The following is a 15,202-nucleotide window of genomic DNA, read 5'->3' as shown; positions in this document are numbered from 1 at the left end:
CACTCCTTACAGTTTCTGAAACGCCGGACTCGACCGGCCGCTGATGCAGTACAGGATCACCGACAAGGCCAGCAGGCCGATGATAATCATGATGTCGCGCATGGACGCCGCGCTAAACAAGGTAAATAACAGATAACCCGCGCCCGCCACGGCCAGCAGTGCCGGCACCGGCCACAGGGGCATGCGGTACGGGTGCTCGCGGTCGCGCAACAGCACCCGGCTCATCAGCGCGCTCAGGGCGACGATCAGGTACACCAGCATGATCAACAACACGCTGAAGGACGTCAGGTCTGCCAGGTTGGAGCTGAAGCTGAGCAGTGCCGATGGGATCGCCAGGAACAGCGTGGCCAGCCATGGCGAATCCCAGCGTGGGTGGATGCGGGTGAAGAGTTTATTGATGGTCGGCGTCCACAGCGCATCGCGGCCGCTGCTGAACACCACCCGGCCGATCTGGATCACGATGGCAACGATGGCGTTGAACACCGAGAGGAAGATCCCGGCGCTGACCAGGCGTGACAGGGTTTCATTACCATGGCTGGTCAGCAGGTAGCCGATGGGGTCCGGGCTGCTGATCATCTCGCTCAGGGACGGGGCGCCGATCAACAGCGCGGTGATTGGCACCAACTCGATCACCACCACCAGGCCCAGGGACCACAGCACCGCCTTGTGCACGCCCTTGCCGCCGCATTTCATGTCTTCGGCCAGCAGCACCGCCGGGCCGTAGCCGTTGAACGAGAACAGGCCGATGCCCACCGCGCCGATCACCAGGGCCCAGGGCGCCAGGTGCAGCACGCCGTTTTCGACGATCTGCGGTTGGAACAGCACACTGGCCGGCTGTACCGGGTTGCCAAAGCCGATAAACACAATCACCAGCAACGCCGCCACTTCCAACAGCAGGCAAGTGCCGGTGATCCAGGCGTTGAGCTTGATATTGAGAATGCCCAGGGCGTAACTGCACACCACAATCACCAGGGCCACGGTTTGTGAATCGAATTTCGTGCCCAGGGCGTTATTGAGGTAGGTCGCGGCGCCGGTGGCCAGGACTGGCGGGATAAACAGCAGCATCACCAGTACCGTGAGGAACGTCGCGTAGCCGGCCATGCCGCCAAACACGCGCTTGGCGTACACGTATTCGCCACCGGCACTGTTATGGGCACGCCCCAGTTCCGCGTAGCAAAAGGCAAACATCAGCGCCAGTAGCCCAGCCATCACAAATGCCAGGAACACCCCGCTGCCCGCTTGCTGGATCGCGAACGGTGCAATAACAAATACGGAACTGGCCGGAGTTACCGCCGAAACGGTAATGGCCACCACATCGAACACACTCAAGGTAGGTTTCAGCACGCCATCGGGTGCGGGGGTTGCGCTCATGTCGTTATCCTCGTGGTTATTCTTTTTATTGGAAAGCTGGTTGAGGCAGGAACGAAAAGGGAATGCGTGTGCGGGATATGTTTCCCGCTGAATGCCAGGGAATCTAGGCGCTGCGCCGGCACCCGCCAATTCCCCTATTGGAGTACTCCCCTTGACGGGCTCGTGCAAAAGCCGAACCCTTGGCCGATCTTTCAGCCATCGGAACCCATCACATGAGCCTGTTCAGGGAAATCGGCATGCATGCGGGGCTGGGTCGGACGGTGTCGCAAATTGGCACCGAGCGTTTCTGGAAGCAACTGGTGTTGCTGCTGCACCAGAACCTGGCGTTCGATAACGCCCTGGCAATCTTCTACCCGCTGGATGGCCCGCCCCAGGCGCTGGAGGAGTACGACGCGCAGCCCACCAGCAAACCGGCGTCGATGCTGGTGTACCTCAATGGTTTGTACTTGCTCGACCCGTTCTTTCAGGCCTGCCGTGAAGGCTATGCCAGCGGCGTGTATCGCCTGGAAGAGGTGGCGCCGGACCATTTCCGCCAGAGCGAGTACTTCCTCAATTACTTTCACGACAATGTGCTGGAGGATGAGGTGCAGTTCATCCTGCAACTGCCGGGGGTGGGCACCTTGTCGTTGTCCCTGGGGATGCAGCGGGTGTTTACCGCGTCTGAAACCGGGCTGCTGACCCTGCTGGCGGCGTGGGTGCTGCCACTGATGCAGCAGCACTGGCAGCAGAGCACCCGGCGCGCACCGGCCGGCGAGGCCATGGCCAGCCAGATTCGCGATGCGTTGAGCCATTTTGGCAGTGGGGTGTTGTCCGAGCGCGAACTGGAAATCGCCCGCCTGGTATTGCGCGGGTTCTCATCCAAGGCCATGGCCGAACGCCTGAGCATCTCGCCGGACACGGTCAAGGTGCATCGCCGGCACCTGTACGCCAAGCTGGATATCTCGTCGCAGCCGGAGTTGTTTTCGTTGTTTATCCAGTCGTTGGGGCATGACCTGGATAACCCATAGGGCAGGCACGCGGGAGTGGTGGATCAAGTAAGGATGTGTCGACTGGCCTACCGCTATCGCAGGCCAGCCAGCTCCCACATTTGACTTGTGGTGTGGACACAATTCTCTGCTCGCCGAGTTCCCCCTGTGGGAGCGGGCGGTGTGTCAGTCACATTTATCTAACCTGACACTCCAGCCCCCTCCAGGCTAAGCGTGCTGCCTTAGCGCCCGGTACGGATAGTGTTCCATATCCGCGTGCGAACACGGTCGATCTTCATCGGCATGGCTTCGAGGGCGAAGAGCTTGCCCATCATTTCCTCGCTCGGGTACACCTTGGTGTCGCTCTTGATCAACGGGTCTACCAGGCTGTCGGCGGCGCTGTTGCCGTTGGCGTAGTGCACGAAGTTGGTGATGTCGGCCATCACGTCCGGGCGCAGCAGGTAGTTCATAAAGGCATAGCCGGCCTTCTCATCCGGGGCATCGGCGGGCATGGCGACCATGTCGAACCAGATCGCGGCGCCTTCCTTGGGGATGTTGTAGCCGATCTTCACGCCATTCTTGGCTTCCTTGGCGCGGCTTTCGGCCTGCAGCACGTCACCCGAAAAACCCACTGCCACGCAGATGTCGCCATTGGCCAGGTCGCCGGTGTATTTCGAGGAGTGGAAGTAGGCAATGTACGGCCGCACTTTGATCAACAGCGCCTCGGCCTTTTTATAGTCTTCGGGGTTCTTGCTGTGGTGCGGCAAGCCCAGGTAATTCAGGGCAATAGGCAGTAGTTCCGGGCCGTTGTCGAGGATCGCCACCCCGCACTTACTGAGTTTTTCCATGTATTCGGGCTTGAAGATCAAGTCCCAGGAGTTGACCGGCGCGTCGTCGCCCAGCACTGCCTTGACCTTGTCGATGTTGTAGCCGATGCCGGTGCTGCCCCACAGGTACGGGAAGCCGTGTTCATTGCCCGGGTCATTGGTTTGCAGGGCCTTGAGCAGCACCGGGTTGAGGTTTTTCCAGTTCGGCAGCTGGCTCTTGTCGAGCTTTTTCAGGGCCCCGCCCTGGATCTGCCGGGCCATGAAGTGGTTGGACGGGAACACCACGTCGTAGCCCGAGTTACCGGTCATCAACTTGCCGTCCAGGGTCTCGTTGCTGTCGTACACGTCGTAGCTGAAACCGATCCCGGTTTCCTTCTGGAAGTTCTTGGTGGTGTCCGGCGCGATGTAGCTCGACCAGTTGTAGATTTTCACCGTCTCGGCGGCCTGGGTCAGGGACGCCACCAACATCAAGGGCAACAGGGCAATGGGTCTCATGGTTCGATTTCCTGGCGGTTATAGGGCTGTTTTTATGGCAGGCGATCAAGGATCAAAAGATTAGAGGATCAACACATAGGTCTTGCGTACGGTCTCCTGGATATCCCAGATGCCCGTGCTGTTGGCCGGCAACATCAGTGCATCGCCGGCTTCGATATGCAGGGTTTCGCCGTCATCGGGGGTGAAGGTGCAGCGGCCCTGGATAAAGTGGCAGAACTCCTGGGCCACGATCTGGCGCCGCCAGCGGCCCGGGGTGCATTCCCAGATACCGGTTTCGACGCCGTCGTTGCGCTCTACGCTGAGGGTGGAGGCCACGGCAACCGGGGTGCCCAGGGGCACGGCGACCGGGTTTGAGTCCGGCAAGTGGCGGTTAAGGGTGTCTTTGAATTGGGTAATGCTCATGGTCATACCTGTGGTGATTGAAGCGACTTAGTGCATGAAACCTTCCATGAAACCGGCAATCCCACTGGCCAGCTTGCGCCGCCAGGGCGCGGTGTTCGGGTCGGCCAGGGTCTGGTCCTCATGGACAAAACTGCGAATGATGGCGTTGTAGCCCAACCAGCGGCACGGCTCCGGCTCCCAGCCCCGGAGGGCACTCAGGCCGCCGTCGCGCAACACCCATGGCTGCTGGACCAACGGCGTGTCGCGCCCCAGGATCAGGTCGGCCAGGGTCCGGCCACCCAGGTTGCTGGCGCCCACGCCCTCCCCGCCATACCCGCCGGACAAGGCGATGCCACTCTGTTGGTCGCACAGCATGTGCGGCCGGAAGCGCCGCGACATACCGAGGTTGCCGCCCCAGGAGTGGGTGACCCGCACATGCTTGAGTTGCGGGAACAGCTCGCAGAACAGGTAGCGGCGCAGTTCCACTTCGCTGTCGGTGAGGTCGAAGTTGTGGCGCAGCTTGCCGGCAAACTGATAGCCACCGCGGGCCCCGAACACCAGGCGGTTATCGGCGGTGCGCTGGCCGTACGTGACCTGGCGGCTGCTTTCACCGAAGGCCTGGCCTTGATTCAGGCCGATTTCCTCCCAGGTACTGGCCGGCAGGGGTTCGGTGGCGACGATCAGGCTCTGCACCGGCAGTTGATAGCGGCCCAGGGGCTTGAGCGTCGGCGCATAGCCCTCCACCGCCGGCACCACCCACGAGGCGCGGACCTGGGCCTGCTCGGTGCGCAGACTGCCGGATTGCCAGTGGGTGACCGGGCTGTTCTCGTAGATCGCCACGCCCATGGCCTCGACCACCCGCGCCAACCCGCGCACCAGCTTGGCCGGGTGGATCGTCGCGACGTGGGGGGTGTAGACCGCACCATAGGCCGAGGCGATGCGGATTTGCCCGGCCAGTTGTTCGGGGCTGAGCCAGCGATAGTCGTCGTCGGTCAGGCCCTGGCCATGCAGTTTGGCCAGGTATTCGCGCAGGCTGGCTTCCTGCTCGGGGTACCGGGCGGCGCAGTGCAGTGCGCCGCCTTTGCGGTAGTCGCAGTCGATACCTTCGCGCTGCAACACCTGCCCGACTTCATCGGGGATGCCGTGCAGCAGGTCAAACGAGGCCCGGCGCTGCTCGGCGGGCAGCCCTGCCAGCAAGCGATCTTCGCCCAGCAGATTGCCCATCAGCCAGCCACCGTTGCGCCCGGAAGCGCCAAAACCGGCGGTCTGCGCCTCGATGATCACCACCTTGAGCTGCGGCGCGTGGCGCTTGAGGTAATAGGCGGTCCACAACCCGGTGTAGCCGGCGCCAATAATGGCCACATCGACATCCAGGTCCTGCCCGAGGGACGCACGCGCCTCCAGCGGCTCTTGCAGCTGGTCCATCCATAAACTGATCTTGCGCCATGCCGGCATGCCGAACTCCACCACCAAACGTCGATGGCGTGATCCTAGTGCCTGGCTTCAGTCGTCGTCTTGCGCGCGTGCACGCAGGGAAATTTGTTTGACGTAGGCCTTGGGCGACAAGCCAGTGTGCTGGCGGAAACAGCTGTAAAACGCCGACAAGGAATTGAAACCGGCGGCAAACGCCAGCTCGTCGATACGGATCGGCGGCGTGGCGCCGTCCAGCGCCGCCAGTAAATGCTGCAGGCGGGCCTGGTTGACGTAGCGGTAGAAGCTCTGCCCCAGCACCTGGTTGAGCAGATAGGAAATCTGGTTGCGGCTGTAGCCACATTCCTTGGCCACCCGCTGCAGGTCCAGTTCCGGGTCGAGATAGGGTTGCTGGCGCTGGAAGTACTGCTGCAGATCGTTGGCCAGGTAACTCAGTTGCTGTGGCGACAGGCCCAGGCGACTGACGGTCGGCCGCGTGGCCTGGGACTGGGAACGGCTGGTGGCGGGCTCGTGCACCAGGGACGCGTATTCGTTGACGCGCCAGATCAGCCCGTCGCGCACGGTGATCGCCTCACTGGTGCGAAACGACACCAGGCCCTGGCCGCCACGCAAGGTCACGCGATACTGGATAAAGGCGGTATCGCCGTCGGTGCGAATGCGGTCGGTGTGTTCAATGCCTTCGTCGGGGTCGCGGGGCATGCTGGCTTGCAGGTACTCACGCAACTGGTCGAAGCACACCACGCGGTTCTGGAAGAAGTCGTGGTACTGGATATCCGGGTGATAGTGCGCCATCACCCCGTCCAGGTCCCGGTGTTTCCAGCAAAGATGATGGCGCAACACCACCTCGGCAGTCGCTTGCGTCTGTTGCGGGCTATCGGCCGGGACGGTCTGTGGCATACAACGCTCGAAAACGGCTAAAGCCTGGAGCTTGCACAACTTTACCAAGGGCTTCAATGGCAACGTGACAGTTTTAAGTGGTGGCCTTTTGCCTAAGTATTTGTAAGACATGACCCACGTCAAACTTCTTGCAAGCAACTGCCGAACGGATAGAAAAAACTCCGCTGCTCACTGCAAGTGAGTGCTATTTTTTAAGCTTCACAGTCAGCACCATTGATGGTTCTGACACCCTTGCCGCGAGCTAAAGGAAGTGCTCAATGAACAAGGTGGGCCACATGAACAAAGTGACGTTCCCCAACGCATGTCAGTTGATGCGCTGGCATTTTCATCCGGTCGGTTTTGAAGGCAGCATGGACGCACCCGGCAGCCTGATTGCGCGCCTGTTTGACCGAGAGAGTGGTGAAACCCTGATTGCCATCGCTGGCATTCCCTGCGCCACGGTGATGAATGCCACGGATGTGGAGCGGATTATCGAGGCGATCGAGGCTGAGCTGGAATCGTTTGTGCGGCCAAAGTTGCTGCAGGCCTGAAGGGTGTGGGAGCTGTCTCGCCCGGCGAGACATCTGCCACATTTGATTTATTGCGCTTTAATGGCGCGGCGATCATCAAAGAACGCCTTGCCCCCCGCCACCCGATCCGACGCTCTGGGCGCATGCCCCACCTGGCCATCCTGCCCTTCGACATACCAATAGCAATGGCTCACCGCCCGGGTAATCCCGACATAGGCCAGGCGCAGCACTTCGTCTTTTTGCGCATTGTCGTAAGGCTCGGCATCCCCGTCCTTGCCAAGGCCGGCCATGCGGTACACCTGGTTCTTGTAGGGCGAACGGGTCAGGTGCTGGCAGTCGCCGAGCAAAAACACAGCATCCGCCTGTAGCCCCTTGGCGCTGTGGTAGGTCAGTTGCTTAAAGCGGCGCATGCCCGGCGGCAAGCTAGAATCAAGGTTAACTACAGACTGAATATGCTCCTGAATCAATAGCTTATCGCTGCTTTTTCGATACAACATCAATACCGATTCGCCCCGTTGATAGTGCGCCAGCAACTGCTGCGCCAGGCCCGCCTCGTCACGATCCAGCACCTGTACCGGCACCAGCGCCCTGGCTGCGCCGCTGGCCTTGGCCTTCTTGCCGCTGATTGCCGGTGCGGCTTTAACGATATGTTCGGCCGCATCAATGATGTGCTGATGACTGCGGAAGTTCTCCCCGAGCATCACCCGCGTGGTGGTCGGCGACGGAAACTCCTTGTTGAACTCCATGAAGTACTTGGGCGAACTGCCGCGCCAGCCATAGATCGACTGCCAGTCATCACCGACACAGAGCAGCGAAGAATGCTGGGCCGCGCGCCCCACATGCAGCGCCGGCCCACGGCTGCGGATCTCGCGCAGGCTGGCGCGGATCCACGATACGATCTGTGGCGAGACATCCTGGAATTCGTCGATCATCAAGTGCGACAGCGGGCGCAACAGCCCGTCGCCGAGCAGCTTGAGGTTTTCTGGCGTGTTCTCGCCAAACAGCGAAAACATGCGGTTGTAGGTCATGATCGGCGGCGACTGGTCCAGCAGATGATCTTCCAGGGCCTTCCAGAAAATACTCAGGGCCTCGAAGAAGCCGCGGTCCGGGTCATCCTTGGCAAAGCTCATCTGGCCCACCGCCGTGGGCACGTCCAGGCCGAGGTTCTCGATAAAGCCGGCGGCGCTCACAAAACAGTCCAGCAATGGCGCTGAAGCCAACTCACCCTTGACCTTGTAATCAAACCCGGGGCCGGAGCTGGCATCCCCCGCCAGGCTGCTCAACAGGCGCTTGGATGATTCATAGTTATCCAACCAAATCAATGACTTGCGGCAGAATGCTTGAAACAGGGTGCGTTTTACCGCCCATTCAGCCCGCACCGACAGCTTAGCCCCAGGGCGGGCGATCTGTGGGTTTTCCCTGGCGTCGAAGCCCAGCACCACCCAGGCATCCAGCTCGGCGCTGTAGCCATGGCAATGGAACGACGCACCATTGATTTCAACACGCTGGCGGTTCGGCTCGATGCCCTTGATCGGCCATGCGCCGGCCCGGAACCACAGATCCTCGATCACATCGCACAATTCTTCATCGCGCTTGGCCGCCAACTCGGTGACGGCCACGCGTTTTTGCACATCCGGGTGCTCGCGCTCCAGCTCCTTGAGCTGCAAGGCATGGCGGGCCATCGGTGCAATCAACTCGCGAAAACGTGCATGCCGGCCGTAGAGGCCGTGGTAGCAGGCATTGAGCTGCTGGCGCTGGGCATCGTTGATGCGCAGGTCGAAGGGGTTGCTGTCGGCCTCGTCATCGTAGAGGCCGCTGCGCAGGTTTTCGAAGGCCTGCAACCGCTCAAAGCCCGGAAGGCTACGAACCATAGGCAGGATGCGCGAGTGAAAGGTGCGCACTACCGCCTGGGCTTCTTTCAAAGCAAGGGGTTGGCCCCACAGGTGGAGAATCTCCATGAGCTTGCGGATAAAGTCCTGGCGCGACTCGCGGGTGAAGGTCACCACGGTCATGGCGCTCAGCTCAAAGCCCAGGTAATGGGTCAACAGCAGGATCCGCAGGACCAGCGAGGTAGATTTGCCAGCCCCGGCCCCGGCAATCACCGAAGTTGAAGGGGTATCGCTGAAGATCATCTTCCACTGCGCCGTGCTGGGCTGCGCATGGGCCGGCAGCAGGCGCGCCACATCGGCTTTGATGCGTTTTTTCAGTTCGGGGGTCAGTGGCAGGCGCCAATCGTCGAACAGGCTGTCGTCCACGCCCGGGGCGCGGTGCTCATCGCTACGGAAGTCGCGAATCAACAGAACCTGACGCCCCTCTTCGATGCCATCGCGCCGGCCTTCCTGGTAGCCATACTCCACGCCGGCCTCATGCCCGCTGCGAAAGCCATCGGCCTGACCGTGCAACCACGAAAAACGATGCTGGGCCCGCAGGCGCGTCAACCCATGGCCAAACAGCCGCGCAGCCAGGCGTTTGAACAGCGGCATTTGCGCCAGGGGGCGCAGTTCGGGAGGCAGATCGGGGGTGTGTTGCGGCACGCGGACTCCTGCGGGGGCTTGAGCGAACAGAGCCCCTATGGTCGCCGGAATCCCCCGACAGTTCCAGCCAATTGCTTTGGCTTCATGCAGTTAGGCGATGAACTGAAGCTGGGGTCTAGTTTTGGGACTGAACAAACAATCGAATAATCTGATAAGAATCAGGCATTTTTTACGCTTTTTGTCGATGATGCCCTGGCGGATGATAGGCCCATCAACAGGAGACGATCATGCTTGAACTTCGACCTTTTACCTCCCTGGGCGGCGCCAATCACGGTTGGCTGGATGCTCATCACCACTTCTCGTTCGCCGAGTACCATGACCCGCAACGTATGCATTGGGGCAACCTGCGGGTGTGGAACGACGACATCATCGCGCCGGGCACCGGCTTCCCGCAGCATCCGCACCGGGACATGGAAATCATCACCTATGTGCGTGAAGGTGCCATCAGCCACGCCGACAACCTGGGCAACAAGGGCCGCACCGAGGCGGGCGACGTGCAGGTGATGAGCGCCGGTACCGGGATCGCCCATAGCGAATACAATCTGGAAGCCACGGCAACCAAGATTTTCCAGATATGGATCATTCCCAATGAAGCGGGCTTGCCCCCTTCCTGGGGCGCCAAACCTTTTCCCAAGGGTGAGCGCGAAGGGTTCGTGACCTTGGCCAGCGGCAAGCACGGTGACCATGAAAGCTTGCGGATCCGTGCCGACGCACGCCTGGTGGCGGCCAATCTGAAGGCTGGGGAAAGTGCCGAGTATCACCTGGATGCAGGCCGCCGGGCGTACCTGGTGCCGGCGACCGGGGTGATCGAGGTCAATGGTCTGCGAGCGCAGGCGCGTGACGGCGTTGCAGTGCAGGATGAGCGGGTGTTGCGGGTAACGGCGGTCGAAGACAGCGAAGTGGTGCTGGTGGACTTGGCCTGATCTCGAGCCAGACTCAAAAACCAATGTGGCAGCGGGCTTGCCCGCGATGGCGGTGGGTCAGTCACACATGTATTGACTGATCCACCGCCATCGCGAGCACGCCCGCTCCCACATTTTTTACAACGGTGTGTCAGTTCGGGGTGATGGCGCCATCCACCAACACCTGCGCCTCTTCCACCAGGCGCTTGAGGTGATCTTCGCCAATAAAGCTCTCGGCGTAGATCTTGTAGATATCCTCGGTGCCCGACGGCCGTGCGGCAAACCAGCCGTTTTCGGTCATGACTTTCAGCCCGCCAATCGCCTGGTCATTCCCCGGCGCATGGCTGAGGATCTGCTGGATGCTCTCCCCGGCCAATTGCGTGGACGTGACCTGCTCCGGTGCCAGTTTGCCCAGCAGCGCCTTCTGCGCCGGCGTGGCCTTGGCATCCACCCGAATGGCGAACGGCTCGCCCAGGGCGTCGGTCAGGCCACGGTAGATCTGGCTGGGGTCCTGGCCTTTGCGCGAGGTCATTTCTGCGGCCAGCAAGGCCGGGATCAGACCGTCCTTGTCAGTACTCCACACGCTGCCGTCCTTGCGCAGGAACGAAGCGCCCGCGCTTTCTTCGCCGCCAAAGCCCAGGGAACCGTCGAACAGGCCGTCGGCAAACCATTTGAAGCCTACCGGCACTTCGTACAGGCGGCGGCCGATGCGTGCGGCCACGCGGTCGATCAAACCACTGCTGACCACGGTTTTACCCACGGCAGCATCCGCCCGCCATTGGGGACGGTTCTGGAACAGGTAGTCGATCGACACCGCCAGGTAGTTGTTCGGCGCCAACAGCCCGCCCGACGGAGTGACGATGCCGTGGCGGTCGTGGTCGGGGTCGCAGGCAAACGCTACATCGAAGCGTTCTTTAAGGCCGATCAGGCCTTGCATCGCGTAGCTGGAGGACGGGTCCATGCGGATCTGGCCATCCCAATCCACGCTCATGAAACGGAAGGTCGGGTCGACTTCGGTATTCACCACGTCCAGGTTCAGACGGTAATGCTCGGCGATGGCCGACCAGTAGCGCACCCCTGCTCCACCCAGTGGGTCCACACCCAGGCGCAGATCGGCGCTGCGGATGGCGTCCATGTCGATGACATTCACCAGATCGGCCACATAGGTGTTGAGGTAGTCATGGCGATGGGTGGTGTCGGCTTTCAGCGCCTGCGCGTGGGTGATGCGCTTGACCCCGGCCAGCTTGGCCGCCAGCAGTTCGTTGGCCTTGGCCTCGATCCATTTGGTGACGTGGGTATCGGCCGGGCCGCCGTTGGGCGGGTTGTACTTGTAGCCGCCGCTCTGGGGCGGGTTATGGGAGGGCGTGATGACAATGCCGTCGGCCAGCCCGCTGGTACGGCCACGGTTGTAGCAGAGGATGGCGTGGGAAATCGCCGGGGTCGGCGTGTATTCATCGCCTTCGGCGAGCATCACATGCACACCGTTGGCGGCCAGCACTTCCAGGGCGCTGGCGCCGGCCGGCGTGGACAGCGCGTGGGTGTCGAGGCCGACAAACAGCGGGCCATTGATGCCTTGCGCCTCACGGTACAGGCAAATGGCCTGGCTGATGGCCAATACGTGCCACTCATTGAAGCTCAAGTCAAAAGAACTGCCACGGTGCCCGGAGGTACCGAAAGCCACGCGCTGAGTGGAGATCGCTGCATCGGGCTGGCCGGTGTAATAGGCCGTCACCAGTCGCGGGATGTCCACCAGCAATTGAGCTGGCGCCGGTTTGCCCGCAAAAGGACTGAGAGTCATGCAAAAACCTCTGAAAAGAAGGATTCGGAAAAGGAATGCAGTTTACTGGGTGTTCGACCGCCACGCGACGGTATCTATCCCACAACAATCAGTGATATTTCCCACAAAACCAATTCATCCGTGCTGCCCCTGCCTGAGGGCCTGGGCCAACTCCTCCAGCACCAGGTCCAGGCTGTGATGAGTGCTGACCACATGGCTCAAGCGAAAGTGCTGCTGGTACAGGCCAGTCACGCTGAACAACTCGCCCGGGGCGATCACCACCTGGCGCGCCAGCATGTTCTGGAACACCCGGCGCATATCCACGGCCTCGGTCGAACGCAACCAGAAGGTGGCGCCAGCCTGCGGCGTCCGGTACGTCACGCGCTCGCCCAGATGCTGGGCCAGGCGTGCCTGCATCGCTGCAGCGTGCTCCTTGAGCACCATGCGCAAATCATCCAAGTGCTGGTCAAAGCGGCCACTGTGGTAAAGCCGGGCAATCGCACGCTGGCGAATGGACGATAAACGAAACGCACGCAACAGGAACTGACGCTGCAAGGGCGTGCTCAGGTGCCGCGAGAGTAGATAACCATAGGGCGCCTCCGGGCCCATGGCTTTCTCGAAACTGGAAAACACCATCAGCCGCTCGGGGTTCACCAGGTCCCGCAGGTAGCGGGTGCACGCCTCAAACGCCAGCCCGCCATGGGTGTCGTTTTCCAGCAGCCAGCAGTCATATTGCTCCAGTAACCTGGCCACCTGCGCCTGATCCGCCACACTCAAGGCGTTGCCCGTGGCAAGGCCTGGAGTCGAGGACAGCAGCGCCAGTTGCACCCCCTCGGTCCGCAGTTGCTGCTCCAGATACGCAGGATCGAGCCTGCCCTGCTCGTTGCATGGCCACTCGATCACACGCACTCCGGCATCTTGCAACAGGCGCAGGATAAGCCAGTCACATGGCGACTCCACCAACACCGCCGCCCCTTTGAGCGCCAGCACTTCGATCAGAATGGCCAGGACACCTCGCAGGTCCGCGCCGATGTACACGTCATCCGCCTGCCAGCAACGTGTGGGCGAACGGGTATAGCGCGCCGCCAGTGCCGCACGCAGTTCCCAGATACCACACGGCTGGGAATAGGGTTGCAACTGGCGCGGATACTGGCGCACCAGTTCACGCTCCAGTTGCAGCAGCGGCGCGTCCAGGGACAACAGCTGTGCCGGCTCATCGGCACTGAGTACCAACATCCCCGGCCTGCGTGCCCCTACATACAAGCGTTCCAGCAAATCCCCCGTGGTACAGCACGCAGTGCTACCGGCAATGGGCAAGGCGTAGTAGCCGGACTTGGCTACCGAGTACACCCTGCCCTCCTTTTCCAGGAGCGAGTAGGCGTACTGAATGGTGGAAATCGACACATTCAACCGCTCTGCCAGGTGTCGCAAGGACGGCAGCTTGACCCGGCCCTCGGTGCCCACTTCATTGATCAGGTTGATCATGTAGCGATACACCGCCTGATAGGCGAAGTCTGCCTGTTTATCGTCCCTCATGAGGATTCCTGCCCGAGCAACGGCTGCCGTCGCGCAACCACCCTCAGTACCCTGTTACGCCGCACGGTCCTGTGGCCGGCTCCTCGACATTGATACAGGCCGCATTGGCCGCGACATGGGTGCCGTACAAATGCTGCAAAAGCGCCAGGGGCAAACCGCTGGTATCGACCATCCAATGCTGGATCAGCTCTGCCGACGCCTTGCCCTCAAGGGCTTTGTGCAGTTCGGGCAGCACCACCAGCATGCCCGGGTGACAGCGACGCAAGAAGGCTTCCAGCCGCTGTCCTTGCTGGATAAACGGTGAAAACAACAGGCACACCAGTTGGCTCTCCTCCAGGCCAAAGAACTCGCGGGCGTAGATCGCCGCCAGCATGCGCCCATCCTTGGTGCCGGCTTGGGCAATCAGCAATTCGGGGATTTTTTTACGGCGCATAAAGCCGCTGGCGTGTTCGATAAAGCGCGTGACGCCCTCTCGATAATCAAGGCCCAGCAGCACTTCGGCCTGCAGGCCATGCATATGCGCCATCAGCAAGGGGTTGGCGTAGGCCGGGGTGCTGAACTGAAAGGCGAATTCATCCTGTTTGTAACCCATAAAATCGTTAAGCAGTGCCGTGAAATCCTGCCCGGCCGCGCGTAACAGATCGGCCACGCCGATATAGGTCAGGTGACGATGCACCTCTTTGGAAGCGTTATCCTCCGACGCGTAATGTTCGCCATAGACATCGCGGTAATAGCCGGCGCTGCAATCATCCATCCGGCAAAACAGGGCATTGAGCGCCAGTGGCTGGCCGGCGTGGCCTTTCATGCCAGCAGCGCGGGTGGTCCTGAACAGCCACGCCAGGTATTGGTTCTGCTGGCGCGGCGAATCACTGCTGACCAGGGCGTGCACCCCACCGTCCCATGCCGTGATACGGCGATAGAAATCCCCCAGGGACAAGTATCTGTCGTTGCACACGCTGGCGCGGATATCCCCTGAACGCTTATGCCCGATCATCAACATGTTGCGCCGGCCGATATCCTGGCCCGCTGCTGAAGCGGGGCGCAGGTGGTTGAAGGGCAGAACTTCCTGGTTTTCCACCATCAGCAGCTCGACCCTGGGGTCGTCGTGGAAAAACAACGCACTGTAGCCCCGATGAATGCTGTCCAGCGCCGCTTGCGTCATCCCGGTATGGCGCAGGGTGGCGACTCGCAATTGAAAACTCCTCGGCGCCCGGCCGGCGATGGTCAATTGGGCGGCGCGCAAGAAGGCCAGTGCGTAACTGCTGCCTTTGCCGCCCCCGTGGGTGACCAGTACTTTGTAGTCGCCGATCTGCTCGATGCCACCTGCCGCTACAATCAACCGCTGAATCAATAACTGAAGTGCGGTGCGCTCCGCTCGCGAGAAGTAGCCCTGCAACCGTTGCAATACCTGCTGGTAAACATAATTCATGGCTTGTTCGTGAATAGCGCTCATAGCTTTACTACCTGAGGTTAACTGTCAGTTCCGAGCAAGCAGTTGCGCGTGCCTGTCCGATCTGCTGTTTGCTTAGAGTTGACGTCTGTTGCGATTAAAGCTGATAGCTAAATGTTAGCACCGC

General features: G+C 61.0%; 12 protein-coding genes. 3 read left to right on the top strand and 9 right to left on the bottom strand.

The features are described 5' to 3' along the window. Positions 1–6: 6 nt before the first annotated feature. Positions 7–1,371: an APC family permease gene (locus tag PSH73_RS12305; protein ID WP_057444785.1), complete on the bottom strand. Its 1,365-nt coding sequence runs from the start codon at positions 1,369–1,371 to the stop codon at positions 7–9. A gap of 212 nt (positions 1,372–1,583) precedes the next feature. Between PSH73_RS12305 and PSH73_RS12300 the strand changes: the two genes are divergently transcribed. Next, positions 1,584–2,378 (top strand): helix-turn-helix transcriptional regulator, encoded by a 795-nt coding sequence (locus PSH73_RS12300; protein ID WP_057959676.1) that lies wholly within the window; start codon positions 1,584–1,586, stop codon positions 2,376–2,378. A 200-nt stretch (positions 2,379–2,578) separates the two neighbouring features. Here the strand turns inward: PSH73_RS12300 and PSH73_RS12295 are convergent, their stop codons facing one another. The 4 genes from PSH73_RS12295 to PSH73_RS12280 are packed head-to-tail and all read right to left on the bottom strand — an operon-like array spanning position 2,579 to position 6,367. After that, entirely contained in the window at positions 2,579–3,658 is a 1,080-nt protein-coding gene (locus tag PSH73_RS12295; protein ID WP_186625748.1) for a polyamine ABC transporter substrate-binding protein, read from the bottom strand. Positions 3,659–3,718: 60 nt separating this feature from the next. Continuing rightward, positions 3,719–4,060: a cupin domain-containing protein gene (locus PSH73_RS12290; RefSeq protein WP_057438450.1), complete on the bottom strand. Its 342-nt coding sequence runs from the start codon at positions 4,058–4,060 to the stop codon at positions 3,719–3,721. A gap of 27 nt (positions 4,061–4,087) precedes the next feature. Beyond that, complete coding sequence (locus PSH73_RS12285) at positions 4,088–5,494, bottom strand: FAD-binding oxidoreductase (RefSeq protein ID WP_057959678.1); 1,407 nt, start codon at positions 5,492–5,494, stop codon at positions 4,088–4,090. A gap of 48 nt (positions 5,495–5,542) precedes the next feature. Continuing rightward, a complete protein-coding gene (locus PSH73_RS12280) occupies positions 5,543–6,367 on the bottom strand; it encodes an AraC family transcriptional regulator (protein WP_198799254.1) in 825 nt (274 codons plus the stop codon). Between the two features lie 257 nt (positions 6,368–6,624). Between PSH73_RS12280 and PSH73_RS12275 the strand changes: the two genes are divergently transcribed. Then, positions 6,625–6,897: a DUF1652 domain-containing protein gene (locus tag PSH73_RS12275; RefSeq protein WP_057438448.1), complete on the top strand. Its 273-nt coding sequence runs from the start codon at positions 6,625–6,627 to the stop codon at positions 6,895–6,897. A gap of 47 nt (positions 6,898–6,944) precedes the next feature. Here the strand turns inward: PSH73_RS12275 and PSH73_RS12270 are convergent, their stop codons facing one another. Beyond that, the gene (locus PSH73_RS12270; RefSeq protein ID WP_305462607.1) at positions 6,945–9,410 is read right to left on the bottom strand and encodes a UvrD-helicase domain-containing protein; all 2,466 of its coding nucleotides are present in this window, start codon (positions 9,408–9,410) and stop codon (positions 6,945–6,947) included. Between the two features lie 227 nt (positions 9,411–9,637). On the opposite strand from PSH73_RS12270, the gene PSH73_RS12265 reads away from it, so the two are divergent. Further along, positions 9,638–10,333, top strand: coding sequence for a pirin family protein (locus PSH73_RS12265; protein WP_057438447.1), 696 nt, complete (start codon positions 9,638–9,640; stop codon positions 10,331–10,333). Between the two features lie 130 nt (positions 10,334–10,463). On the opposite strand, the gene pgm is transcribed toward PSH73_RS12265, so the two are convergent. The 3 genes from pgm to PSH73_RS12250 form a co-directional block, all read right to left on the bottom strand. Further along, entirely contained in the window at positions 10,464–12,110 is a 1,647-nt protein-coding gene (gene pgm, locus PSH73_RS12260) for a phosphoglucomutase (alpha-D-glucose-1,6-bisphosphate-dependent) (protein WP_057444783.1), read from the bottom strand. 114 nt (positions 12,111–12,224) lie between these two features. Next, on the bottom strand, positions 12,225–13,631 hold the full coding sequence (locus tag PSH73_RS12255; RefSeq protein ID WP_120733068.1) for a PLP-dependent aminotransferase family protein: 1,407 nt from the start codon (positions 13,629–13,631) through the stop codon (positions 12,225–12,227). 37 nt (positions 13,632–13,668) lie between these two features. Continuing rightward, positions 13,669–15,078 (bottom strand): hypothetical protein, encoded by a 1,410-nt coding sequence (locus PSH73_RS12250; RefSeq protein ID WP_305462606.1) that lies wholly within the window; start codon positions 15,076–15,078, stop codon positions 13,669–13,671. Positions 15,079–15,202: the final 124 nt, after the last annotated feature.

Source organism: Pseudomonas sp. FP2294, assembly GCF_030687625.1.
GTDB classification, from domain to species: Bacteria; Pseudomonadota; Gammaproteobacteria; order Pseudomonadales; family Pseudomonadaceae; genus Aquipseudomonas; species Aquipseudomonas shahriarae.
This window is presented reverse-complemented; position numbering and strand designations above follow the sequence as displayed.

What these genes read in the sequence shown, in the direction of transcription:
- PSH73_RS12305 (WP_057444785.1), bottom strand. Translation starts at nt 1,371, where the DNA reads ATGAGCGCAACCCCCGCACCCGATGGCGTGCTGAAACCTACCTTGAGT.
- PSH73_RS12300 (WP_057959676.1), top strand. Translation starts at nt 1,584, where the DNA reads ATGAGCCTGTTCAGGGAAATCGGCATGCATGCGGGGCTGGGTCGGACG.
- PSH73_RS12265 (WP_057438447.1), top strand. Translation starts at nt 9,638, where the DNA reads ATGCTTGAACTTCGACCTTTTACCTCCCTGGGCGGCGCCAATCACGGT.
- PSH73_RS12295 (WP_186625748.1), bottom strand. Translation starts at nt 3,658, where the DNA reads ATGAGACCCATTGCCCTGTTGCCCTTGATGTTGGTGGCGTCCCTGACC.
- PSH73_RS12280 (WP_198799254.1), bottom strand. Translation starts at nt 6,367, where the DNA reads ATGCCACAGACCGTCCCGGCCGATAGCCCGCAACAGACGCAAGCGACT.
- PSH73_RS12275 (WP_057438448.1), top strand. Translation starts at nt 6,625, where the DNA reads ATGAACAAGGTGGGCCACATGAACAAAGTGACGTTCCCCAACGCATGT.
- PSH73_RS12290 (WP_057438450.1), bottom strand. Translation starts at nt 4,060, where the DNA reads ATGAGCATTACCCAATTCAAAGACACCCTTAACCGCCACTTGCCGGAC.
- pgm (WP_057444783.1), bottom strand. Translation starts at nt 12,110, where the DNA reads ATGACTCTCAGTCCTTTTGCGGGCAAACCGGCGCCAGCTCAATTGCTG.
- PSH73_RS12285 (WP_057959678.1), bottom strand. Translation starts at nt 5,494, where the DNA reads ATGCCGGCATGGCGCAAGATCAGTTTATGGATGGACCAGCTGCAAGAG.
- PSH73_RS12250 (WP_305462606.1), bottom strand. Translation starts at nt 15,078, where the DNA reads ATGAGCGCTATTCACGAACAAGCCATGAATTATGTTTACCAGCAGGTA.